This window comes from Brevundimonas sp. VNH65 (assembly GCF_049445955.1).
GTDB lineage: Bacteria > Pseudomonadota > Alphaproteobacteria > Caulobacterales > Caulobacteraceae > Brevundimonas.
This window is the reverse complement of record NZ_JBMSDX010000002.1, coordinates 282,091-305,203: the sequence shown is the minus strand read 5'-3', so window position 1 is coordinate 305,203 and position 23,113 is coordinate 282,091. Positions and strand designations below refer to the sequence as shown.

Annotated in this window: 22 protein-coding genes; 13 read left to right on the top strand and 9 right to left on the bottom strand. The window is 68.1% G+C overall.

Annotated elements, in window-relative coordinates:
• Nucleotides 1–51: 51 nt before the first annotated feature.
• Together ACO2Q1_RS05310 and katG are read right to left on the bottom strand one after the other, a co-directional pair.
• On the bottom strand, nt 52–951 hold the full coding sequence (locus tag ACO2Q1_RS05310; RefSeq protein ID WP_423328760.1) for a hydrogen peroxide-inducible genes activator: 900 nt from the start codon (nt 949–951) through the stop codon (nt 52–54).
• A 137-nt stretch (nt 952–1,088) separates the two neighbouring features.
• Nucleotides 1,089–3,305 carry a catalase/peroxidase HPI gene (gene katG, locus ACO2Q1_RS05305; RefSeq protein WP_423328503.1) on the bottom strand — a complete coding sequence of 739 codons (2,217 nt, stop codon included), beginning with the start codon at nt 3,303–3,305 and terminating at the stop codon, nt 1,089–1,091.
• Between the two features lie 273 nt (nt 3,306–3,578).
• On the opposite strand from katG, the gene ACO2Q1_RS05300 reads away from it, so the two are divergent.
• From ACO2Q1_RS05300 to ACO2Q1_RS05290, 3 genes are all read left to right on the top strand, one after another.
• Nucleotides 3,579–4,133, top strand: a complete 555-nt coding sequence (locus ACO2Q1_RS05300; protein WP_423328502.1) for a peroxiredoxin — start codon at nt 3,579–3,581, stop codon at nt 4,131–4,133.
• Between the two features lie 205 nt (nt 4,134–4,338).
• Nucleotides 4,339–4,872, top strand: coding sequence for a carboxymuconolactone decarboxylase family protein (locus ACO2Q1_RS05295; RefSeq protein WP_423328501.1), 534 nt, complete (start codon nt 4,339–4,341; stop codon nt 4,870–4,872).
• A gap of 132 nt (nt 4,873–5,004) precedes the next feature.
• Complete coding sequence (locus ACO2Q1_RS05290; protein ID WP_423328500.1) at nt 5,005–5,763, top strand: TMEM175 family protein; 759 nt, start codon at nt 5,005–5,007, stop codon at nt 5,761–5,763.
• A 9-nt stretch (nt 5,764–5,772) separates the two neighbouring features.
• Here ACO2Q1_RS05290 and ACO2Q1_RS05285 read toward each other — a convergent pair whose 3' ends face one another.
• The 4 genes from ACO2Q1_RS05285 to ACO2Q1_RS05270 form a co-directional block, all read right to left on the bottom strand.
• On the bottom strand, nt 5,773–6,723 hold the full coding sequence (locus ACO2Q1_RS05285; protein WP_423328499.1) for a DUF808 domain-containing protein: 951 nt from the start codon (nt 6,721–6,723) through the stop codon (nt 5,773–5,775).
• A 140-nt stretch (nt 6,724–6,863) separates the two neighbouring features.
• The gene (locus ACO2Q1_RS05280) at nt 6,864–7,280 is read right to left on the bottom strand and encodes a Tat pathway signal protein (protein WP_423328498.1); all 417 of its coding nucleotides are present in this window, start codon (nt 7,278–7,280) and stop codon (nt 6,864–6,866) included.
• Nucleotides 7,281–7,315: 35 nt separating this feature from the next.
• Nucleotides 7,316–8,323 (bottom strand): biotin synthase BioB, encoded by a 1,008-nt coding sequence (bioB, locus tag ACO2Q1_RS05275; protein ID WP_423328497.1) that lies wholly within the window; start codon nt 8,321–8,323, stop codon nt 7,316–7,318.
• Between the two features lie 9 nt (nt 8,324–8,332).
• Nucleotides 8,333–9,676: an amidohydrolase family protein gene (locus tag ACO2Q1_RS05270; protein ID WP_423328496.1), complete on the bottom strand. Its 1,344-nt coding sequence runs from the start codon at nt 9,674–9,676 to the stop codon at nt 8,333–8,335.
• Between the two features lie 140 nt (nt 9,677–9,816).
• Between ACO2Q1_RS05270 and ahcY the strand changes: the two genes are divergently transcribed.
• Nucleotides 9,817–11,208 carry an adenosylhomocysteinase gene (gene ahcY / locus ACO2Q1_RS05265; RefSeq protein WP_423328495.1) on the top strand — a complete coding sequence of 464 codons (1,392 nt, stop codon included), beginning with the start codon at nt 9,817–9,819 and terminating at the stop codon, nt 11,206–11,208.
• A 268-nt stretch (nt 11,209–11,476) separates the two neighbouring features.
• Here the strand turns inward: ahcY and ACO2Q1_RS05260 are convergent, their stop codons facing one another.
• Both ACO2Q1_RS05260 and ACO2Q1_RS05255 read right to left on the bottom strand, forming a co-directional pair.
• Complete coding sequence (locus tag ACO2Q1_RS05260) at nt 11,477–12,616, bottom strand: hypothetical protein (protein ID WP_423328494.1); 1,140 nt, start codon at nt 12,614–12,616, stop codon at nt 11,477–11,479.
• A gap of 111 nt (nt 12,617–12,727) precedes the next feature.
• Entirely contained in the window at nt 12,728–15,157 is a 2,430-nt protein-coding gene (locus ACO2Q1_RS05255; protein ID WP_423328493.1) for a TonB-dependent receptor domain-containing protein, read from the bottom strand.
• 159 nt (nt 15,158–15,316) lie between these two features.
• Here ACO2Q1_RS05255 and ACO2Q1_RS05250 point away from each other — a divergent pair, with 159 nt between their 5' ends.
• The 9 genes from ACO2Q1_RS05250 to ACO2Q1_RS05210 all read left to right on the top strand — a co-directional run bounded on the left by ACO2Q1_RS05250 (nt 15,317) and on the right by ACO2Q1_RS05210 (nt 22,669).
• Nucleotides 15,317–15,523: a twin transmembrane helix small protein gene (locus ACO2Q1_RS05250; RefSeq protein ID WP_423328492.1), complete on the top strand. Its 207-nt coding sequence runs from the start codon at nt 15,317–15,319 to the stop codon at nt 15,521–15,523.
• Between the two features lie 12 nt (nt 15,524–15,535).
• Nucleotides 15,536–16,108, top strand: coding sequence for a cob(I)yrinic acid a,c-diamide adenosyltransferase (locus ACO2Q1_RS05245; RefSeq protein WP_423328491.1), 573 nt, complete (start codon nt 15,536–15,538; stop codon nt 16,106–16,108).
• A gap of 126 nt (nt 16,109–16,234) precedes the next feature.
• A complete protein-coding gene (gene rpsT, locus ACO2Q1_RS05240) occupies nt 16,235–16,504 on the top strand; it encodes a 30S ribosomal protein S20 (RefSeq protein WP_423328490.1) in 270 nt (89 codons plus the stop codon).
• A 476-nt stretch (nt 16,505–16,980) separates the two neighbouring features.
• Nucleotides 16,981–18,417 (top strand): chromosomal replication initiator protein DnaA, encoded by a 1,437-nt coding sequence (dnaA, locus tag ACO2Q1_RS05235; protein WP_423328759.1) that lies wholly within the window; start codon nt 16,981–16,983, stop codon nt 18,415–18,417.
• 255 nt (nt 18,418–18,672) lie between these two features.
• A complete protein-coding gene (dnaN, locus tag ACO2Q1_RS05230; protein ID WP_423328489.1) occupies nt 18,673–19,791 on the top strand; it encodes a DNA polymerase III subunit beta in 1,119 nt (372 codons plus the stop codon).
• A gap of 145 nt (nt 19,792–19,936) precedes the next feature.
• Nucleotides 19,937–20,368, top strand: coding sequence for a hypothetical protein (locus tag ACO2Q1_RS05225; protein ID WP_423328488.1), 432 nt, complete (start codon nt 19,937–19,939; stop codon nt 20,366–20,368).
• Nucleotides 20,365–21,516 (top strand): DNA replication/repair protein RecF, encoded by a 1,152-nt coding sequence (gene recF, locus ACO2Q1_RS05220; protein ID WP_423328487.1) that lies wholly within the window; start codon nt 20,365–20,367, stop codon nt 21,514–21,516. The genes ACO2Q1_RS05225 and recF overlap by 4 nt, the downstream gene beginning before the upstream one ends.
• 95 nt (nt 21,517–21,611) lie before the next feature.
• Nucleotides 21,612–22,049 (top strand): VOC family protein, encoded by a 438-nt coding sequence (locus ACO2Q1_RS05215; RefSeq protein WP_423328486.1) that lies wholly within the window; start codon nt 21,612–21,614, stop codon nt 22,047–22,049.
• A 2-nt stretch (nt 22,050–22,051) separates the two neighbouring features.
• Nucleotides 22,052–22,669, top strand: a complete 618-nt coding sequence (locus ACO2Q1_RS05210) for a DUF6655 family protein (RefSeq protein ID WP_423328485.1) — start codon at nt 22,052–22,054, stop codon at nt 22,667–22,669.
• A 57-nt stretch (nt 22,670–22,726) separates the two neighbouring features.
• Here the strand turns inward: ACO2Q1_RS05210 and trxA are convergent, their stop codons facing one another.
• On the bottom strand, nt 22,727–23,062 hold the full coding sequence (gene trxA / locus ACO2Q1_RS05205) for a thioredoxin (RefSeq protein ID WP_423328484.1): 336 nt from the start codon (nt 23,060–23,062) through the stop codon (nt 22,727–22,729).
• Nucleotides 23,063–23,113: the final 51 nt, after the last annotated feature.

The following is a 23,113-nucleotide window of genomic DNA, read 5'->3' as shown; positions in this document are numbered from 1 at the left end:
AGCGTCCCGCTTCAGAGCAAGGCGGTGTGATCCGTGGAGCGTCCGTTACTCTCATTCAACCGCCATGGCCTCGGCCAGGAGTTTGGCTTCCGCCGCTCGGCTGGAGCCGGTGCGCCAGGCGACGACGATTTCGCGGCGAGGGGGCGGGGCGCCGTTCAGGGGGGTGATGGCGCGGACGACGACGGAGGGGTTGTCGGCCAGGCCGGCCTTGACCGCCATCTCGGGCAGGAAGCTGACGCCCAGACCGGAGCCGACCATCTGGACCAGAGTGTGCAGACTGGTGGCGGCGAAGACGTCGTCGCCCTTGGGCGGGTCGAGGTCGAAGGCGGCCAGGGCGTGGTCCCGCAGGCAGTGGCCGTCCTCCAGCAGGATCAGGTCCTCCGACTTCAGGGCGCCCGGCTTGATGGCGCCGGGGGCGGCCAGGGCGTGGTCGGCTGGGGCGGCGGCCAGGATGGCGTCGTCGCCGATGCGGGCGTGCGAAATCCCCGCCGCGCCATAGGGCAGGGCGATGACGGCGGCGTCCAGTTGGCCCGCCTTGAGCGCGGCGATCAGGCGGGGGGTCAGGTCCTCGCGGATGAACAGGCGCAGGGCCGGGTATTGCGCCTTAAGGTCCGGCAAGGCCGTGGGGAGGAGAAATGGGGCGACGGTGGGGATGACGCCGAGGCGAAAGCGGCCCGACAGGGGCTTGCCGGCGTTACGGGCGGCCTCGACCAGATCTTCGGTGCGGGCCAGGACGTCATGGGCGCGCTTGACCGCCTCGGCGCCGACGGCCGTCAGCTGGACGTTTCCGCGCGTGCGCTCGACCACGGGGGCGCCGAGGATCTTCTCCAGTTCCTGCACCCCGGCCGAGAGCGCCGGCTGGCTGACATGGGCGGCCTCGGCGGCGCGGCTGAAGGAGGCGTGCTCGGCCAGGAGCTTGAGATACTGGAGCTGGCGCAGGGTGGGGAGCATGACGTGGGACATAAGCGGTCCCTATCGAGCGGGCAAAGGCTATCGGGTAAGGTTAGTGAAAAGTGCTAGTGAGCGAAGAGGTGAGCGGGACGGCGAAACGTCCGTGATCGTGCTCACCCCTTGCTCACCAGCACTCCTCACCCTTTGAGGTCGAACCGGTCGTTGTTCATGACCTTGACCCAGGCGGCGACGAAGTCCCTCACGAACTTCGCCCCGGCGTCGGCCGAGGCGTAGACCTCGGCCAGGGCGCGGAGCTGGGAGTTGGAGCCGAACACCAGGTCGGTGCGGGTGGCGGTCCACAGCTGTTCGCCGGTGATGCGGTCCGTGCCGAGGAAGGTCTCGTCGGCGCTGTCGTCGACCTGTTTCCAGCCGGTCTTCATGTCCAGCAGGTTGACGAAGAAGTCGTTGGACAGGGTTCCCGGACGATCGGTCAGGACGCCGTGTTTCGATCCGCCGTGGTTGGCGCCCAGGACGCGCAGGCCGCCGACCAGAACCGTCATCTCCGGCGCCGTGAGGCCCAGAAGCTGGGCGCGATCGATCAGAAGCTCCTCGGTCGGGACGTTGAACCGCACCTGCAGATAGTTGCGGAAGCCGTCAGCCTTGGGCTCCAGAACCGCGAAGCCTTCGACGTCGGTCTGTTCGGCCGAGGCGTCGGTGCGGCCGGGGGTGAAGGGGACCTGGACCGCATGGCCGCCGGCCTTCGCCGCCTGTTCGACGCCGACGGAGCCGCCAAGCACGATCAGGTCGGCGATGGAGACGTTCAGGCCGGACGAAGCCTTGATGTCCTCATAGACCTTGAGAACCCTGGCCAGCTTGGCCGGTTCGTTGACATCCCAGTCCTTCTGCGGGGCAAGGCGCAGGCGACCGCCGTTGGCCCCGCCGCGATGGTCCGAGCCGCGATAGGTCGCCGCAGAGGCCCAGGCGGTCGTGACCAGTTCGGCCACGGACAGGCCGGAGGCGGCGATGGAGGATTTCAGCGTCGCGACATCGGCGTCGGTCAGGGCCGGGCCGGTGTGGGCCGGGATCGGATCCTGCCAGATCAGGTCCTCGGCCGGGACGTCGGGCCCGAGGTAGCGGGCCTTGGGTCCCATGTCGCGGTGGCACAGCTTGAACCAGGCGCGGGCGAAGGCGTCGCCGAAATAGGCCGGATCAGCGCGGAACTTCTCCATGATGACGCGGTAGGCCGGGTCGATCTTGAAGGCCATGTCGGCTGTGGTCATCATCGTCGGGACGCGTTTGCCCGGCGTATGGGCGGCCGGGGCCAGGGTCTCTTCCGGGTTTCCGACCGGCTGCCACTGCTTGGCGCCCGCGGGCGAGCGGACCAGCTCATATTCGTGGTCCAGCAGCATGTCGAAATAGGTCATGTCCCAGGTGATCGGCGTGGGCGTCCAGGCGCCCTCGATGCCCGAAGTGATGGTGTGATCGCCCATCCCGCTTTCATGGCCGGAGATCCAGCCCAGACCCTGCTGTGCAATGTCGCCGCCCTCAGGGCTGACGCCGACCAGCTTGGCGTCGCCGGCGCCGTGGGCCTTGCCGAAGGTATGGCCGCCGGCGGTCAGGGCGGCCGTCTCCTCGTCGTTCATGCCCATGCGGGCGAAGGTCTCGCGGATGTCGCGGGCCGATTGCAGGGCCTCGGGCACGCCGCCGGGGCCTTCGGGGTTCACATAGATCAGGCCCATCTGGATGGCGGCGAGAGGGCTCTCCAGCTCGACGCCGTCATCGGGGCGGATGCGGGTCTGGTTGTCGGCGTCGCCGACCCAGTTTTCCTCGGTGCCCCAGTAGACGTCCTTTTCCGGCTCCCAGACGTCGGCGCGGCCGCCGCCGAAGCCGAACACCGGCCCGCCCATCGACTCGATGGCGACATTGCCGGCCAGGATCATCAGGTCGGCCCAGGACAGTTTGGAGCCGTACTTCTGCTTGATCGGCCACAGCAGGCGACGCGCCTTGTCGAGGTTGCCGTTGTCGGGCCAGGAGTTGAGCGGGGCGAAACGCTGCTGGCCGGCGCCCGCGCCGCCGCGGCCGTCGCCCGTCCGGTAGGTCCCGGCCGAGTGCCAGGCCATGCGGATGAAGAAGGGGCCGTAGTGACCGTAGTCCGCCGGCCACCAGGGCTGGCTGTCGGTCATCAGGGCGGTCAGGTCGCGCTTGACGGCGGCCAGGTCCAGCGACTTGAAGGCCTCCGCATAGTCGAAGTCGTCGCCCATCGGATCGCCCGACTTGCCCTGCTGATGCAGGATGTCCATCGACAGATGATTGGGCCACCAGTCGCGGTTGGTGCGTCCCACAAGGGAGCGCAGGGCCGCAGGCTGTTTCTTCGGGTCGTTCAGGGGCGAGGGTCCGCCGGCGTTTCCGTCCATGATGTCCTCCTTGGCGTCAGGGGTATTCCTGACGGTGGACCCAAAAGTCAGCGAAGGAAAATCGATAAACTTTTTTAGTTCCAACAAGGAAATCTATGGCCGCCTGCGTTCGGGGCGATCAGGAATGGTTGGGCTATCGATAAATTCAATCTATTCGCACTTGCGAAATGATCGATTTGACTTCGCTGCAGTGCGGGCGCATGAGCGGCCTCAGGCGACGTCCTCCCCCTTCGTCGCCGCCCAATCGCAATCTGACTTTTTAGGAGCACCCTCATGCTGGGCGTCGGTCAAAAACTGCCTGATTTCAAGATCATCGGCGTCAAGCCGGGCTTCAACAGCCACGAAGAAAACGGCGTCTCGGCGTTCGAAGCCGTCACGCAGAACAGCTTTGAAGGCAAGTGGAAGGTCATCTTCTTCTATCCGAAGGACTTCACCTTCGTCTGCCCGACGGAAATCGCCGCCTTCGCCAAGCTGGGCCGCGATTTCGAGGACCGCGACACGGTCGTTCTGGGCGGCTCGACCGACAACGAGTTCACCAAGCTGGCCTGGCGCCGCGACCACGCCGACCTGAACAAGCTGCCGATCTGGCAGTTCGCCGACAATGGCGGAAAACTGGCCCGCGCCCTGGGCGTGCTGGATGAAGAAGAAGGCGTCGCCCTGCGCGCGACCTTCGTCGTCGATCCGCACAACGTCGTGCAGCACGTCTATGTCACCAACCTGAACGTCGGCCGTTCGCCGGAAGACACCCTGCGGGTCGTCGACGCCCTGCAGACCGACGAACTGTGCGCCTGCAACCGCCCGGTCGGCGGCGAGACGCTGGCGGCGTAAGGCCTGTTCCTCCCCCATTGGGGGAGGTGGCGCGGCGCGACTTCGCGCCGTGACAGAGGGGGCTGAAGTCAGACACAGGCGTGTGTGGCTGGCCCCCTCCACCGCTTCGCGGTCCCCCTCCCCCGACGGGGGAGGATTATTGCGGCTCAAACAGCGAGCGACCGCGTCGCGAGCGTCAGCCGCGTTTCCGAAGGAAACTCCAACAATGTCCATCGACGCCGTCCGTGATCTGTTGCCCGCCTACGCCAAGGACATCTCGCTGAACCTGTCCTCCCTGGCCAATGAGACCCTTCTGACCGAGCAGCAGAAGTGGGGAACTTTCCTGGCTTCGGTCCATGCCGTCGGCACGCCGGCCGTGGTGCGCGCCCTGGAGGCCCAGGCCGCCACGGTGCTGAGCCCCGAGGCGATGAACGCGGCCAAGGCGGCGGCGGCCATCATGGGCATGAACAACATCTACTACCGGTCGCTGCACCTGATGCACAATCCGGAGTACCAGACCCTGCCGGCGCGTCTGCGGATGAACATCCTGGCCAATCCGGGCGTGGACAAGATCGATTTCGAACTTTGGTCCACCGCCGTGTCGGCCATCAACGGCTGCGGCGCCTGCATCGACGCCCATGAAGGCGAACTGAAGAAGCACGCCGTGCCGTCCACCCACATCCAGGCCGCCCTGCGCATCGCCGCCGTGGTTCACGCCGCCAGCCGGATCATCGCGTCCGAGGCGGCCCTCGCCGCCTGAACGGCAGGTTCCTGACGACATCGGAAGGGCCCGGTTTGCACCGGGCCCTTTTTCGTATCAGGACGATCGCTGACCCCGTTGCCGAGACGGGGGAAAGCGAGCACCGTTCTTCACAGGGGAAGGACGGTCACAATGAGCGATACGGTTCTCGTCAGACGGTCATCGGTCCGGCCGGTGGAGACGCAGAGGCTGGATGCCTTCGTCGACGCCTCCTTCGCCTTCGCCGTCACCCTGCTGATCATCGCGGGGGCGGAGCCGCTGAACGACTTCGGCGATCTGTTGCGGGCGCTGGGGCGGATCCCGGCCTTCGCCGCCGGGTTCGGCCTGGTGGTCATGTTCTGGCTGGGGCACCGGAACTATGGGCGGCTGGCGCCGATCCGCGACAGCTGGTCGGCGACGCTGAGCCTGATGATCGTGTTCATGATCCTGATCTACGTCTTCCCGCTGCGGCTGCTGACCGAGGCGGGGGTCAGCTATTTCTCGGGCGGGAGGCTGCCGGGGAAGGGGCTGATCACCTCGTATGAGCAGTTGCGGGACGTCTATACGATCTATGGCGTCGGCTTCGCCCTGATCTGCTGGCTGTATTTCCTGCTGTATGGCCACGCATTGAAACGCGGGGCCGTGGCGGGCCTGGCGGAGGAGGATCGCGACGAAGCGGCCGAATCCCGCGCGGTCTGGGGGTTCATCACCCTGGCGGGGCTGTTCTCGGCGGCCCTGGCCTGGGCCCTGCCGATGCGGGTCGTGCCCTGGGCGCCGGGTTTCGCCTATTGGCTGATCCCCGTGGGCATCTTCTTCGTCGACCTGTTCGAGCGACGGCGGACCGGGACGGGGTTGCTGACGCGGTCGAGACGGCCGACGCTCCCCGTTCAGTCGACCCCGCCCCCGGATTGACCGCGTGGTTCAGTGAGCCTGGGCGCCGCCGCCGCGCGCGGACCGGACTAGTTGCAGGGCGCCCGCCACAACCGCGCCGACGATCAGTCCGACCACGGCCGAAGCCAGGGCGGTGACCAGCCAGGCGACGATCCCGCCCAGGGGGAGGACCGAGCCGACGGCGTGGGCCAGATGCTCGATCGGTTCCGACGGCCAGTGGACGCCCAGGTCGTGCAGGCCGTGGACCAGAATGCCGCCGCCCACCCACAGCATGGCCGCCGTGCCGAGGGTCTGGAGCCCTGACATGACCACGGGCATGGCCTTGACCAGGCCCCGGCCCACCGAACGCAGCAGGCCGTTGCGGCCCTCGGCCAGGTGCAGGCCGACATCGTCCATCTTCACGATCAGGGCGACGGCGCCGTAGACGCCGGCGGTCATCGCCAGGGCCACGACGACGAGAACGGCCGCCTGGACGGTCAGCGGACGGTCGGCGACATCGTTCAGGGCGATGGCCATGATCTCGGCCGACAGGATGAAGTCGGTGCGCACGGCGCCGGCCACCGTGGTCTTTTCGATATGGGCAGGATCCTGGGGCGCCGTCTCGGCCTCGGCGAGATCCTCGTGCGGCAGCAGGCCGTGGAGGATTTTCTCCGCCCCTTCGAAGGCCAGATAGGTTCCGCCGAGCATCAGCAGCGGCGTCATCACCCAGGGCGCGAAGGCCGCCAGGAGGAGGGCCGCCGGCAAAAGGAACAGCAGTTTGTTGCGGATCGAGCCGACGGCGATCTTGCCGATGATCGGCAGTTCGCGCTGAGGGCTGAGGCCGACGACGTAGCGGGGGGTGACCGCGGCGTCGTCGATCACCACGCCTGCCGCCTTGGCGCCGGCCTTGCCTGCGGCGGCCCCGACGTCGTCGATTGAGGCGGCGGCCAGCTTGGCGATGGCCGCCACGTCGTCGAGGAGGGCGATCAGACCGGAGGACATCGGGGAGGCTTTCGTCAGTGAGGCTGCGGCGGACCGTCGCGGCCCGCCCGCCTTCATGCCCCATGCCGCAGGCGCGTCAAGCCGCGATCACCGGCGGGGACGGCGCTCCAGGCCAGACGCGTCCGCGAGCGGGCTGCGGCTCAGCTGATGGTGATGGAGCCCATGAGGAAGACCGCGCCGCCCCGGGCGAGGGTGCGGGCCGTGGCGCGCTGGAGATCGCGATGCAGCCGCTCCACGTCCGGCGGACCGCCGGGGGTGACGCCGGCTGCGGCGCGCTGGACCACGTCGTTCCAGGCGGCGCGGAGGCGCGGCGTCTCCTGAACCGCTCGGGCGCGCAGCTCCTCATCCTTGACGTCGATCCCGGCCTCGACCGACAGGACGCCGCGCCGTCCGTCGTGGCGGGTGACCGTCGCCGTGACGGTGGGCAGGCGGATATAGCTGTTGGCCGGGGCGCCGCCGCTCTTGGCGCCGGCCGCAGCGGCGGGCGTGGCGCGCAGGGCCTGGACGGCCAGGGCGCCGGCGGCGGGGACGAGGGCGAAAAGGGCGCGACGGTTCATGTCGCCATCCTGCCACGACAGGGTTTAAGGCCGGGTTAGGCCGGAACCAGCGGCCGAAGGTCGAGCAGGGCGAACAGTCGGGCGTCTTCGTCCTGTTCCGGATTCGGCGTCGTCAGCAGCTTGCCGCCGACGAAGATGGAGTTGGCGCCGGCGAGGAAGCACAGGGCCTGCATCTCCGGGCTCATGGTCTCGCGTCCGGCCGAGAGCCGCACCATGGCGCGCGGGCAGACCAGACGGGCGACGGCGACCGTGCGGACGAATTCGATCGGATCGATTTCACCCTGTTGCAGGACGCGCTCGCCCAGGGGCGTGCCGGTCACCGGCACGAGGGCGTTGACCGGCAGGCTGTCGGGATGGGCGGGGAGGGTCGCCAGGGCGTGCAGCAGTCCGGCCCGGTCTCGCCGCGCCTCGCCCATGCCGACGATGCCGCCGCAGCAGGTGGACATGCCGGCGTCGCGGACATGCTCCAGGGTATCGAGACGGTCCTGATAGGTGCGGGTGGTGACGACCTCGGCATAGTAGTCGGGGCCGGTGTCGAGGTTGTGATTGTAATAGTCGAGACCGGCGGCCTTGAGCTGTTTCGCCTGATCCGCCGTCAGCATGCCGAGGGTCGCGCAGGTCTCCAGCCCCAGGGCCTTCACGCCCGAGATCATGGCGGCCAGTTTCGGCGTGTCACGGTCCTTCAGTTCCCGCCAGGCCGCGCCCATGCAGAAGCGCGATGCGCCGCCGGCCTTGGCGGCCATGGCCTCGGCGAGGACGGCGGAGGTCTCCATCAGCTTCTCGGCCTTGAGCCCGGTCTTGAAGCTGGCCGACTGGGAGCAGTAGCCGCAGTTCTCGGCGCAGCCGCCGGTCTTGATCGACAGCAGCTGGGATTTCTGAACCTCGGAGGGATCGAACCAGTGACGGTGCACGGTCGCGGCGTCGAAGACCAGCTCCATGAACGGTCGGGCGAACAGGGCCTCGACCTCGTCCAGGGTCCAGTCGTGACGGGGCTGGGCGGCGTCACGGGCGAGGGCGGGAAAGGCGGGTGCGTCGTCGGCCATGGCCAAGGTCTACTCGCGAGTAGATTTTTCGTCCAGATAGGTACGGCCGTCGCGCATCACGAAACGGACCGTCCGGAGCACGGCGACATCGGCCAGGGGATCGCCGTCCACGGCGATGACGTCGGCGCGGCGGCCGGGCGTCAGGGCGCCGATCTCTTGCCCCAGGCCCAGCAGGTCGGCGGCGTTGACCGTCGCGGCGTGGATCGCCGCCGCCGGCGTCATGCCGAACTCGACCATCAGGGCGAACTCGTCGGCGTTGCGGCCGTGTTTGGAAACGCCCGCATCGGTGCCGAAGGCGATCTTCACCCCGGCGGGAACGGCGGCCCGCAGGGACCGGCCGGTGACGTCGATGCGCCAGAGGACCTTTTCCAGCACATCGGGCGGATAGGCGTTCGGATCCGCGGCCAGACGCTCCCGATAGCCGTTCACCGTCGACAGGGTCGGGACGTAATAGGCGCCGGAGCGACGGAACAGATCGATCGTCTGGTCGTCGAAGACCGTGCCGTGCTCGATGGAGTCGGCGCCCATCCGCAGGGCCAGGTCGATGCCTGCGGCGCCGTGGGCGTGGACCGCGACCTTCTTGCCGTAGAGGTGCGCCGTGTCGATCAGGGCCTTGGCCTCGTCCTCGAACATCTGGGCGCCGACGCCCGCGCCGACGCGGCTGTTGACCCCGCCGGTGGTGGCGATCTTGATGACGTCCACACCGCGCCCGACCTGCAGGCGCACCGCCTCGCGACAGCTTTCGACGCCGTCGCAGACATTGTCGTGGTTCATGTGGGCGCGGATGTCATCGCTGAAGCCCAGCCGCCCGTCCATATGGCCGGAGGTGGTCGAGATGCTGGTCCCGGCGTCGACGATGCGCGGGCCGGGAAGGCGATGATCGGCGGTCGCATCGCGCAGGGCCAGGGTCACGCCGCCGTCGTCGCCGAGGTTCCGAACGGTGGTGAAGCCGGCCAGCAGCGTCTTCCGGGCGTTTTCGGCCGCGTGATAGGCCTGGGCCGGCAGGCTTTCGGTCACGGAGGACACCAGCCAGGCCTGACCGGCCAGGTCGGAGACCAGATGGACGTGGCTGTCGATCAGACCCGGCAGGACGAAACGATCGCGCTGGTCGATGACGGCGGCGCCGGGATAGGTCTCGACGCCGACGAAGCCGTCACGGATTTCGGCGATGCGGCCGTCGCGGACCACGACCGTGGACGGTCCGCGCGGCGTCTCGCCGGGCCGGTCGAGCAGGCGTCCGGCGTGGATCAGGGTCACGGGCCCGTCCGCCGGGGCGGCGTTCGCGCTCGACGACAGGGTCGGAGCCAGGCCCAGGAAAAGGACGGCCCCCGCCGTCGCCAGAAACCGTTTCATGTGCCTCCTCCCCTTCGCCGGAACTATGGGACGGAACGCAGCCAAAGCGCCACATATAAAGACATCCTTATGGGTTTCTTGCCGCAGCGGCCGGGGACGGCTATAGCGGCGGGCAAATCCATTCCGATCAGGAGCCTCCCTTGGCCGACTATATCGTCCGCGACATTTCGCTTGCCCCGTTCGGCAACAAGGAAATCGCCATCGCCGAAACCGAAATGCCCGGCCTGATGGCGCTGCGCGAAGAGTTCGGCGCGGCCCAGCCGCTGAAGGGCGCCCGCATCGCCGGCAGCCTGCACATGACGATCCAGACGGCCGTTCTGATCCAGACGCTGGAAGCCCTCGGCGCGGACGTGCGTTGGGCCTCGTGCAACATCTTCTCGACCCAGGACCACGCCGCGGCCGCCATCGCCGCCAACGGCACCCCGGTGTTCGCCACCAAGGGCGAGACGCTGGAGGAATACTGGGACTACGCCCACAAGATCTTCGAATGGGCCGACGGCGGCTATCCGAACCTGATCCTGGACGACGGCGGCGACGCCACCCTGCTGTGCGTGCTCGGGCCCAAGGCCGAGAAGGACGCCTCGGTTCTCGACAATCCGCAGAACGAGGAAGAGGAAGCCCTCTACAAGGTCATGAAGCGGTATCTGAAGGAGAAGCCCGGCTTCTATTCGGCCATCCGCGACGCCATCGGCGGCGTGTCGGAGGAAACGACCACCGGCGTCCACCGCCTGTATCAGATGGCCGAGCGCGGCGAACTGCCGTTCCCCGCCATCAACGTCAACGACAGCGTCACCAAGTCCAAGTTCGACAATCTGTACGGCTGCCGGGAATCGCTGGTCGACGCCATCCGTCGCGGCACCGACGTGATGCTGTCGGGCAAGGTCGCGGTGGTCTGCGGCTACGGCGACGTGGGCAAGGGCTCGGCCGCCTCGCTGCGCCAGGGCGGCGCGCGCGTGATCGTCACCGAGATCGACCCGATCTGCGCCCTGCAGGCCGCGATGGAAGGCTATGACGTCCAGACCCTGGACGACGTCGCCGACAAGGCCGACATCTTCGTCACCGCCACCGGCAACAAGGACGTGATCACCGTCGATCACATGCGCCGGATGCGCAACAACGCCATCGTCTGCAACATCGGCCACTTCGACTCGGAGATTCAGGTCGCTGGCCTGCGCAACTTCAAATGGGACGAGATCAAGCCCCAGGTCGACCACATCGAGTTCCCGGACGGCAACAAGATCATCCTGCTGTCGCAGGGCCGTCTGGTGAACCTGGGCAACGCCACGGGCCACCCGTCGTTCGTGATGTCGGCCTCGTTCACCAACCAGACCCTGGCCCAGATCGAGCTGTGGACCAATGCGTCGAAGTACGAGAACAAGGTCTACACCCTGCCCAAGCACCTGGACGAGAAGGTCGCCTTCCTGCACCTGGCCAAGCTGGGCGCCAAGCTGACGACCCTGTCCAAGGAGCAGGCCGAGTATATTTCGGTCCCGACCGAAGGCCCGTTCAAGCCCGAGCACTACCGGTACTAAGGGCGCTTCGCGCCGCGCTATCGTCCGCCGCGCGGCGGCTCTCTGCTTAAGCGCAGTTTTTCTTGGCCGCTGCGCGACGCGCTATGTTCGCGATGCTCACGGCTTGAGCGCCTTGTCTACCGAACAACGAAGGCCCCGGAGCGATCCGGGGCCTTTTGTCTGGGCCGGCGCCGCTCCTGATCTGGATCCCGGCCTTCGCCGGGATGCTCGGAGGGTGAAGTGAAAGCCCGCCGGCCTGAGTGCGGTCGGCCGGTGTCGGGTGTGGTTCTCAGGCCGCCAGGCTGACGCGGGCGGCGTCGGGTTCGGGCGCGGGCTCGTCGCGACCCGCGAGGCCGGCCTCGAAATCCATCAGCACGTCCATCAGCTCTTCAGGCGTGGTCAGGGGCGCGCCGGGCCCGAAGCGGAATGCCCAGTAGGAGACGATGTGCTGGAGCACGCCCAGCTGCTCGCCCAGCGTGCGGAAGGTGGCCGGCGCCTCGAGCAGGAAGTCGCGGAAGGCGTTGGGGTTGGCCTGGACGGTCAGGGCCGCATAGGCCTCGTCATAGACCTTGAGCTTTCTCGAGACCGAACGGCAGGCCCCGAGGATGCGCCGGCGCAGGGAGGCGCGGCTGTGGGCCAGATAGGCCCGGACGTTGGGCGTGGTCGAACCCTGCGGCTTGACGCGCATGACCGCGTCGGCCACGCGCAGGGCGTCGGGCAGCAACTCGCCCAGGCTCCATTTGTAGTAGAGGAAGCCCTTCCAGCAGAAGACGCCCTCCTGATACTGGTCCGGGGGAAGGTTGAGGGTGACGCCCAGGGCCTCCATCCGGTCGCCGGGGTCGTTCGACAGGATCTTGGAGGCCAGCCGCTGGATAGACGCGCCGGACGCTTGGCCCTCGCCGAGGGTGAGGGCGACGAGGGGCGAGATCTCGCGCTCGACGAACTGCATCATCCGGTCGAGGTCGGCGTCGCTGATGCCGAAGTAGCAGGCGGCGGGGTCGCGTCCGTTGCGGCGCAGCTGTTCGCGCAACAGGAAGGGATCCAGAGACGGCAGTTCGTCGATCAGCCGCATCAGGATGACGTCCGGATGATCGGGGCCGATACCGAAGGCGCTGCGCATCATGCGTTCGAACGCGACCTCGTTGACGAAGAAGTAGCGCCCCCCGGCCTTGAGGTCGGTGGTGTCGATGGGCAGGACGATCTTGGTGGCGATGTGCCGGCGGCTGCGGAACAGATCCAGTTCGTCGCGGCGCAGACGGTGTTTGATGACCAGGGACTGGTTCAGGGCCCGGGTCCGGAACAGGGGCCGGTCGCGCCAGTCGTCGGTCTGGTCATGCTCTCGCCAGACCCGCAACAGGTTGAGCAGTCGCGCCGTCGAGGCCGACTTCTCCAGGTGGCTGAGGTTGCGGAAGGAACGATCAGTGGACATGGCGTCCGATCGTTCTGTCACGGTCAGGCTAAGATTCGGCGAGCGGACAAGGTGAAGGGAAGGTGAAGGGACGCGGCGGCGGACCGTCGCGTCCCTGACCTCAAGACGGGCTCAGAAGCGGGCGTTCAGGCTGACCCAGAAGCTGCGGCCCTTGTCCTTGTTGTTGTAGTGATCGAAGAACAGGGTCTCGTTGGTGTCGACGTAGTCGCCGTCCGAGTTCAGGTCGCGGAACTCGGTGTCGTAGCTGGTGAAATCGCGATCGAGCAGGTTGTTGATCCGGGCGTTGAGCCGAAGCCAGCCGGTCAGCTCATAGGCGGCGCCCAGGTTGACCACGGTGTAGCCCTTGAAGACCAGCTCTTCGCCGGTGATGGCGTGCAGGCCGCGATAGCGGTCCGTGCGGGCCTCGCCCGACAGGGTGACGCTGAGCTTGTCCGTCGCCTGCCAGTCGACGCCGGCGTTGGCCATATGTTTGGCGCTGTTGCCCAGGGGGCGACCGATCTCCGCGCCGCTCTTCTGTTCGCTGTCGGTGTAGGTGTAGTTGCCGCGCAGGCCGAGGGTGGACAGAAGCTGCCAGCGGCCGGCCACCTCGACGCCGCGGATGACGACCTCGTCGATATTGGTCGCGCGGCTGCTGGAGCCGTAGCCCAGGTCCGCATATTCGCCCGCGCTGGCGCAGGGCAGGCTGGTTCCGCCGCCGCACGGCTGATTGGCGATCTTGTCGTCGAAGGCGTTGTTGAAGACGGTCACATTGACGCTGTGGCGATCGGGGTGCTGCCAGTAGACCGCCAGTTCGGTGCTGACGCTGGTTTCGGGCTGCAGGTCAGGATTGCCGAACATGGGCGAGGTGCCCTGACCGCCGAAACCGGTGATGCCGTCATACAGCTGGGTGGTCTTGGGCGTCTTGAAGCCGGTCGAGACACCGCCCTTGATCGTCCACTGGTCGTTGAGGGTGTAGACCCCGTAGAGGCGCGGGCTGACGTGGTCGCCGAACACCTCGTGATTGTCGTAGCGCAGGCCGCCGGTCACGGCGAGGCCGGGCAGGGCCTGCCAGGTGTCCTCGGCGAACACCGACCACATGTTGTGGTCCTGAGCCTGACCGGGATTTCCGCTCTCCATGCCGAAGACGCCGTCGGTCAGTTCGCCGCGAATGACCTGGGCGCCGATGACGGCCACCTGCTCGCCGGCCAGCTGGAACGGCATGTCGAGCTGGGCGTCCAGCGTGTACTGGGCGCTTTCAAGCGTGCGCTTGGGACGCGGCAGGAAGGTCGCCTCGGCGGCGGCGCGACGCTGGGCCAGGGTCTGGCCGGCGTAAGCGCCCGTGCCGTCGATCATCGTCAGCAGCAGTTCGCGCTCGGCCACCGTGAAGGGCATGGTCCGCCCCTCGTTGTTCGTCGCCACATGGGACAGGGAGATGCGGCTGTTGCCGAAGCTCCAGCGGCCCTGATGGGTCAGGGCCCAGCTGTCTCGGGTGAACTCCTGGGCGGCGGCGTAGCCGACCTGGGGGTTGGCGCGACGGGTCCAGACGCCGCCGTTCGTTCCGCAGGCCGCCGCGTTGGCGCCCGTGGCGCCGAGGCAGAAGTTGCCGGCGCTGAAGATCGAGTTGATGTTGTCGACCGTGCCGACCGGATACTCCAGCCCGCCGGCGTCATTGGTCTGGATGCTGTTGTCGTATTCCTGGCGTGAGACGTCGTAGTCGAGCGTCAGGGTCTGGCTCTCGGTCGGGGTGAAGACGAGGCTGACGCCGCCGGACCAGTTGGTGTTGTCCACCGTCTTGCCGCCGCCGCCGAAGCCCAGCGAGCGGGTGCGGGTCGCGCCGGCGGGGTCCGTGACCGTATCGTAGATGGGGTTGGAGGCGGCGCGGTCATACCAGCTGCCGCGCACCGTGGCGTTCAGCAGGCCACGCACCAGGGGACCCGTGGCATAGAGGTCGACGGTCATGTCGTCCCCGTATTCGTCATGGGTCTCGAAGGTGCGGGCGACGGTCGCCGAACCGGTCCAGCGGTCCAGCGACCGCTTGGTGATGATGTTGATCACCCCGCCCATGGCGTCGGCGCCGTAGAGGGTCGAGGCCGGACCGCGGATGACCTCGATCCGCTCGATCGCGTCCAGCGGGGGGATGTGGTTGAACTGGTTGCCGCCGAAGTTGTTCGGATAGATGTCGCCGTGATTGTTCTGGCGGCGGCCGTTGACCAGGATCAGGGTGTAGTCCGAACCCATGCCCCGGATCGAGATCGTGCCCTGGCCGGTCTTGTCGCGGGTCTCGCCGATGTCGACGCCTTCCAGATCGCGCACGGCGTCCAGCAGGGTCATATAGGGGCGGCTGGCCAGTTCTTCCTGGGTGATGACGCTGATCGAGGCGGGGGCGTCGGTGATCTTCTGTTCGAAGCCGGCGGCGGTGACCACCACATCGGCGACCTGGGTCGCCTGATCCTCCGCGCCCGGCGCCGCGACGGGGTTGGCCACGGCGGGGCAGGCGGCCACGGCGCAGGCGGCGGCGCCCAGCATCAGGCGGCGACGAAGATCAAGGAGGCGGGCGGTCATGGCGATCCTGGGGAGGAGATTGAGAATGCGAGCGCCTCTCAATAGCGAGCCAACCTGAGCCGCAAGGCGGCGGCATGTCGCATGTGCGAATTCGTCGCATTCACAGGATGGCGTGGGCGGATGCTGGCGCGCGGCCTCGGGGCGGACTAGATTGGCCGCATGGCCCTGTTCTTCGGCATCACCATTCCTCTCGCCATGCTGGCCGTCGTGCTGACGATGGGCTTCGGCGTCTACACCCTCTATCGCGGCGGCGAGTTCGGCCGGACCTGGTCGAACCGGCTGATGCGGTGGCGGGTCCTGTTCCAGGCCGCGGCCGTGATCCTGCTTCTGGCCTTCGTGGCCTGGAAGCGATCGGTCGCCGGCTGATCGCCGCGTCGCATGGTCGTCCTCAACAAGATCTACACCCGCACCGGAGACGACGGCTCCACCGGACTGGCGACGGGCCGGCGCGTGTCGAAGTCGGATGTCCGGGTCGAGGCCTATGGGGCGGTGGACGAGCTGAACGCCATGATCGGGATGGCGCGGCTGCATTCGGGCCAGAACGATCGCATCGACGCCATGCTGGCGAAGATCCAGAACGAGCTGTTCGATCTGGGCGCCGACCTCGCCACGCCGCTGGAACCCGCGCCGAAGTGGGAGGCGTTGCGGATCGTCGCCTCGCAGGTGGAGCGGCTGGAGGCGGAGATCGACTGGATGAACGAGAGCCTGAAACCGCTCGACAGCTTCATCCTGCCGGGCGGTTCGCCGCTGGCCACCCATCTGCATCTGGCCCGCACCGTGGCGCGGCGGGCCGAACGCGAGGCGATCCGACTGGTCGAGGCGGGCGAGGCGGTCACGCCCGAGGCGGTGCGCTATCTGAACCGGTTGTCGGACCATCTGTTCGTCGCGGCGCGACGGGCCAACGCCAACGGCCAGGGCGACGTCAAATGGCGTCCGGGCGCGACGCGCTGAGGCCCGTTCGGATTCCTTCGCGCCTCGCCTTGATCCCCTGCGAGCTTTCGGCTATAGCCGCGCGCTCTTGAGATTTCCGCGCTGCGGGCAGGTCGTCTGCGGCGTTTTCCGTTCGAAGGTTCTTCCATGGCCAACAACCCCGGCGCCCGCAAGGCGATCCGCAAGATCGCCGCCCGCACCGAAGTGAACAAGGCGCGCCGCACGCGCGTCCGCACCTTCCTCCGCAAGTTCCAGGAAGCGGTGACGGCGGGCGACGCCGGCGTCGCCAAGACGGCCTTCATCGAGGCCCAGTCGGAGCTGATGCGCGCCGTGTCCAAGGGCGTGGTCCACAAGAACACCGGCTCGCGCAAGGTCAGCCGTCTGGCGGCCCAGCTGAAGAAGATGTCGGCGGCCTGACACCGGGTGACGTCACAGGGTCGTCACGACCCTGTTGCAATAAAAAGCCAGTGAATTCAGCGGCGAGAGGGCAAAAGCTCTCTCGCCGTTTTGCCGTGTGCGGATAAGTGGCCATTGCTCGGCGACCCGAATTCGGCCGCCGCATTTCGGCCGAAATCGGCATTTCTCCAAGCCTGATCCGCCTTTAGCGGAGTCAACCAATTTAAGTGCGAATCGGCGAACGAATCAGCGTTGACCGTATCCGCCCCCGGCGTAAGTTTTGGGCTCTCACGCACTTCAGTCCCTGGCGGATGAAGGGCGGCGCGCGGAGGAATTCGCGTGTCGGCGGGAGACGTTCAGATCGATCGGCCACACCCGGCCCGCGCAAGCGCATGCTTCGCGGGGCAGGCGAAGTCGTCTCCGATCCCGTCCCCCTGCGTGTGTGGAAATCAGTGGGGGGTCGTCTCAGAATGAGCAGGAGCGCAGCAGTGGCGAGCATGTCGGCGTCGGGCATGACGGATCCGGATCGTATCTGGACCGAGGCCTCGGGCCGTCTGCGGGCCGAGATCGGCGAAGGGCCGTTCAGCTCCTACATCGCGCCCTCGGCCGTGCGCGCCGACGGCGCCGGCCGGCTGATCCTGGTGACCCCCACCGCCTACGCCCGCGACTGGGTGCGCAAGAACGCCCTGAACCGCATGAACGAGCTGTGGCTGGGCCTGGACGGCCTGTCGCGCCGGCTGGAAGTGCGGTGCCGGGCGGAGCTGGGCTCGGCGCCGCCGTCGGCGGCCCTGGCCGCCCAGGCCTCGTCGTTGCAGGCCCCGTCGGCCCTGTCGCTGGTCGCCGCCCCCGTCGCCACGGTGGCCCCGGTCGCCGACGGCGCCCGTGCGGTGCGCGCCGCCGGTCTGCAGGACCGCCTGACCTTCGACAGCTTCGTGGAAGGGCAGGGCAACGCCTTCGCCCTGGCCATTGCCCGACAGACGGCGGCCTGGGCCGACGGCCACTTCAACCCGATCTTCTTCTGCGGCCCCTATGGCTACGGCAAGACCCACCTGCTGAACGCCATCGCCTGGGAGGCCCAGCGGCTGAGACCCGACGCCAAGGTGGTCTATCTGACCGCCGAGCGGTTCCTGTCGACCTTCGTGCGCGCGGTCCAGGACCGGTCCACCGCCGCCTTCAAGGACAGTCTGCGGTCGGCCGACATGCTGTTGCTGGACGACGTCCAGTTCATCGGCGGAAAGGCGGCGTCCCAGGAGGAGCTGCTGTCGACCCTGACGGCCCTGATCGAGGACGGCAAACGCATCGTCCTGGCGGCGGATCGTCCGCCGACCGCCCTGAACGAGGTCGAGCCGCGCCTGCGCAGCCATCTGGCCGCGGGCCTGACCTGCCCGGTCGAGCCCGGCGATCGTCTGCTGAAGATCGCCGTGGCCGAGAACCGGCTGGACGCCTTCGCCCGGCTGGGCGTGGTCTCGGGCCGTCCGTCGCGCGAGGTGCTGGAGCATCTGGTGGACCGCACGCCCGGTTCGATGCGCGAGCTGGAAGGCGCCATCAACACCCTGGCCGCCGCCGCCGGTCCGCGCCTGTCGGGCCTGGGCGCGGACGAGGCCCAGACCCTGCTGGGGTCGGCCCTGCGCGGGGCGCCCGAGCGACGCATCACCGTGGACGAGATCCAGAAGACGGTGGCCGACCACTTCAACATGAAACAGGCCGACCTGCTGAGCGAACGCCGCACCCGCGCCATCGCCCGGCCGCGCCAGATCGCCATGTATCTGTGCAAACAGCACACGACCCGGTCCTATCCCGACATCGGCCGTCGTTTCGGCGGGCGCGACCACACGACGGTGCTGCACGGGGTCAGGAAGATCGAGGAGCTGATCCCGACCGACGAACAGGTCGCCCGCGACGTCGAGGCCCTGACGCGCAAGCTGCGGGGCTAGATCGCGCAGTCTCCTCCCTGTCGCGCAGCGACGGGGAGGTGGGTCCGAGCCTCTTCGGCGAGGAGACGGAGGGGCTCCTGGCCGCAGACGAGGTGCGAGCGGTCAGAACCCCTCCACCACTTCGTGGTCCCCCTCCCCATCTTCGATGGGGAGGAGACGCGTCAGCCGTTGCCCCTGCGCGCCAATGCGCTAGTGTCCTGGGCCAATCTGAAAGGCGACGCTGACAGCAGCCTCGCGCCCGGGCCATAAGACGACATGCAACTGACCATCGAACGCTCCGCCCTGCTCAAGGCCCTCGGCCACGTCCAGAGCGTCGTCGAGCGTCGCAACACCATTCCGATCCTGTCCAATGTGCTGCTGTCGGCGGGGCGCGACCGGCTGTCGTTCGCGGCGACCGACCTGGACATGGAGATGGTCGACGAGGCCGACGCCCTGGTCCAGGTCGAGGGCCAGATCACGGCCCCGGCCCACACCCTGTATGAAATCGTCCGCAAGCTGCCGGACGGCGCCGAGGTGTCCCTGACCTACAACGGCGACGATCCGCGCCTGACCGTCCAGGCGGGGCGGTCCAAGTTCAACCTGCCGGTCCTGCCGGCGGGCGACTTCCCGGTGATGTCGGCCGACAGTTCGGGCGTGCGCTTCGCCCTGATGAAGGACGATCTGGCGCGGCTGATCGACAAGACCCGGTTCGCCGTCTCGACGGAGGAGACGCGCTACTATCTGAACGGCCTGTATCTGCACACCGTGGCCGAGAACGGCGCGGCCCTGCTGCGCGCCGTGGCCACCGACGGCCACCGCCTGGCCCTGGCCGAGACCCCGGCGCCCGAGGGGGCGGCGGGCGGTCCCGGCGTGATCGTGCCGCGCAAGACCGTGGATCAGGTGCGCCGCCTGCTGGACGACGCCTCCGGCCCGGTCGAGGTTCAGGTCAGCCCGCAGAAGATCCGTTTCGAACTGGGCCACGCCAGCCTGACGTCCAAGGTCATCGACGGCGCCTTCCCCGACTACGCCCGGGTCATTCCCAAGGGGAACGACAAACAGGCCGACATCGACCGGGTGGTCTTCGCCTCGGCCGTCGACCGCGTCGCCACCATCTCGGCCGAGAAGAGCCGGTCGGTGAAATTGGCGTTCGAGCTGGACCGCGTCACCCTGACGGTGCGCAACATGGAGGCCGGACAGGGCGTCGAGGAGGTCGAGATCGGCTATTCCGACGAACCGTTCGAGATCGGCTTCAACGCCCGCTATCTGCTGGACGTGGCCGGCCAGATCACCGGCGAGAACGCGGCCTTCCGCTTCGCGGATCCGGCGTCTCCGACCCTGGTGCTCGATCCGGGCGATCCGGGCGTCCAGTATGTGCTGATGCCGCTGCGGGTGTGAGCTTGGGTGATTAGTGAGGAGTGCCAGTGAGCAAAGGAGTGAGCGGGCGGCTGGCTGTTGGATCGGTCTGCGCTCACGCCTCGCTCACTAGCACTCTTCACTCTCCCACCCCAATCTTCCGCTAGGCAGCGGGATGAGCGGAATCTTGGACAGTCAGGCACCCGTTCCCGACGCGCGGTTGGTCATTGGCGACAACCGGGTTGGCTATGCTGTGCTGGCCGGCTTCAGCTTGAGCGGGGCGTTCGTTTCGAGTGCGGTGTTTGGCGCGGGAGGAGGAGTTTTTTCCCTGCTTCTGCTTGGCGTTGCCGTCGTCTACGGCCTGTTCAATGTCGGGGGAATGCTGCGGCCCAAGCGGCTCCTGTTGTCGCCGGAAGGGATGCTGTATCGGCCTGTCGTCGGCCGTGGACGCTTCGTGCGTTGGAAGGACGTGAGGCGTGTCGATTATTCTGTCATCGACTACGCGGCGGGCATTCTAACGTATCGAGACGAGGGCGGTCGTTTGCGCAGACTGGGTTTCTGGCTCGACGTTGCCGCCGTGGCCCGCGAAGTTGAGCGCTGGCGGGCGATCGGCGCGTGATCACTTCCCTCACCCTCACTGACTTCCGCTCCTATGCAGCCGCCGCTCTGCCGCTCGCGGCGGGGACGACGGTGCTGCATGGGCCGAACGGGGCGGGGAAGACCAATGTGCTGGAGGCGCTGAGCCTGTTCACGCCAGGCAAGGGGCTGCGCGGGGCGACGGCGGCCGAGATGGGGCGGCGGGAGCCAGGCGAGGCGGCGGGACGGCCGTGGGCCGTGGCCCTGACGATCGAGGATGCGGACGGCGAGCCGGTGCGGCTGGGCACGGGGGTGCAGCCGGGGTCGAACCGGCGGCTGGTGCGGATCGAAGGCGAGACGGCGGCGCCGGGGCGGCTGCTGGACTGGCTGAGGCCGGTGTGGGCCACGCCGGAACAGGATCGGCTCTTCTCCGACGCGCGGGCCGAGCGGCTGAAGTTTTTCGACCGGCTGGTGTTCGCCGCCGATCCCGACCATGCGGCCGTGGTGGCGATCTATGAGCGGGCGCTGAAGGAAAGGCTGAGGCTGCTGACCGAGGCGGCCGAGCACGGGCGGGCGCCGGACGAGGTCTGGCTGGAGGCGCTGGAGACGCGGCTGGCCGACAGCGGCGCGCGGGCGGCGACGGCGCGGGCGACGGCCCTGGCGACCCTGCAGGCGGGCATTGACGCGCGCGACGATCGGCCCTTCCCCCAGGCCGACCTTGCGCTGGACGGAGAGGCCGAGAGGGCGGCGGGCGCGGGGCAGGCGGCCGAGACGGTCGCGGCCCTGCTGGCCGAAGGTTTCCGGCGCGCCCGCGCCCGGGACGGGGCGGCGGGGCGGTCGCTGTTCGGGCCGCATCGCACCGATCTGACGGCCCTGCATCGCCAGAAGAACCGGCCCGCCGCCGAAGGGTCGTCGGGCGAGCAGAAGGCGCTGGTGCTGAACCTGATCCTGGCCCAGATCGGGCGGCTGGCGGCGTCCGGGACAGCGGCCCGGCCGATCCTGTTGCTGGACGAGGCGCCGGCGCATCTGGACGCGGGACGCCGCGCCGCCCTGTTCGACGAGATCGAGGCGCTGGGACAGGACGGGGGCGTCCAGGCGGTGATGACCGGCACCGAGCGCGCCCTGTTCGACGGCCTGAACGGGCGGGCCGCCTTCGTCCGGGTCGAGGGCGGCGGCCTGATCGGGGAATAGGCGGCAAAATCCGGGACGCAGGCCCGGATTTCGACATCCTCGGCCGCTTAGGCTATGCAACAGCCTTTCCGCCCCCCGCCTCTCCACGAGCCGTCATGCGCTATCTGCACACCATGGTCCGCGTCGCCGATCTGGACGCCTCGCTCCGCTTCTGGACCCTGCTGGGGCTGGAGGAGGTGCGGCGCACCGAGAACGAGAAGGGGCGTTTCACCCTGGTCTTCCTGGCCGCGCCCAAGGACAAGGCGCGATCGGCCGCCGAACGGTCGCCCGAGGTGGAGCTGACCTACAACTGGGATCCGGAAGTCTATACGGGCGGGCGCAATTTCGGCCATCTGGCCTACAAGGTCGATGACGTCTACGCCCTGTGCCAGACGCTGATGGACGCGGGCGTGGTCATCAACCGGCCGCCGCGCGACGGCAATATGGCCTTCGTCCGGTCGCCGGACGGCATCTCCATCGAACTGCTGCAGGAGGGCGCGCCCCTGCCGCCGGCCGAGCCCTGGGCCTCCATGCCCAATACCGGAAGCTGGTAGGCATGCGTTCTGGAGCCTGGGCGGCCGTCGCGGCCGCGAACCTGGTCCTGGCGGGATGCGCCTCGACGACAGAGAGCAACATCGGCCGCACCGCGACCGAGCAGCTTCTGCTGTCGCGGGCGGCGGATCGGGCGGTCGAGGGGCTGATCCTGCCGGTGCCGCCGGGGACGCGCATCTATGTGGACGACGTCTATTTCCGCGGCGAGAACTCGCCCTATGCGGTCAGCTCCATCCGTTCGGCCCTGTCGGAGGCCGGGTTCGCCCTGACCAGCCGGCGCGAGGACGCCGACGCGATCTTCGAGCTTCGGGCCGGGGCCCTGTCGCTGGAGCAGATGCGGCGGGTGGTCGGCCTGCCGGACATGCGGGTGCCGATCAACGAGGCCTTCAACATCGTCTCGATCCCCGAGCTGTCGGTCTACAGCCGGCGCGACCGCATCGGCGTGGCCGAGTTCTCGGGCTTTCTCTATGACGGCAAGACCGGGGCGCCGCTGGGGGCCGTGACGCCGATGATCGGCGAATACCGCATCCGCAGCCACAAGGTGCTGATGATCATCTCCTGGGGCCAGCAGCAGGCGACGCCCGGCGAGCGGGATCCGGGCGACAGCTGGCGCGAGTTCTGATCGAATTGGCGAAGGCGGCGGAGCGATCCGCCGCCTTCTGACTTTGGCCCAGCGGCCTCAGGCGGAGGCCGAGACGCCGGCCTCGGCCAGCCATTCGGCGATCTTGCCCTTGGGCATGGCGCCGACCTTGAGCGACGCCAGCTGCCCGTCGCGGAACAGCATCATGGTCGGAATGCCCTTCACGCCCAGCTTTGACGGAGTCATCGGGCTGTCGTCGATGTTCAGTTTGGCGATGGTGACCTGACCGGCCAGTTCGTCGGACAGCTGTTCCAGGGCCGGGCCGATCTGCTTGCAGGGACCGCACCACTCGGCCCAGAAATCGACCAGCACCGGCTTGTCGGACTTGAGGACGTCGGCGTCGAAGCTGTCGTCAGTGATCTTTACGGTGGGCATGTTTTTGCTCCTTCGGAGGCGCAGGTTGGGCGCTACGTTCGGCTCGCGGAG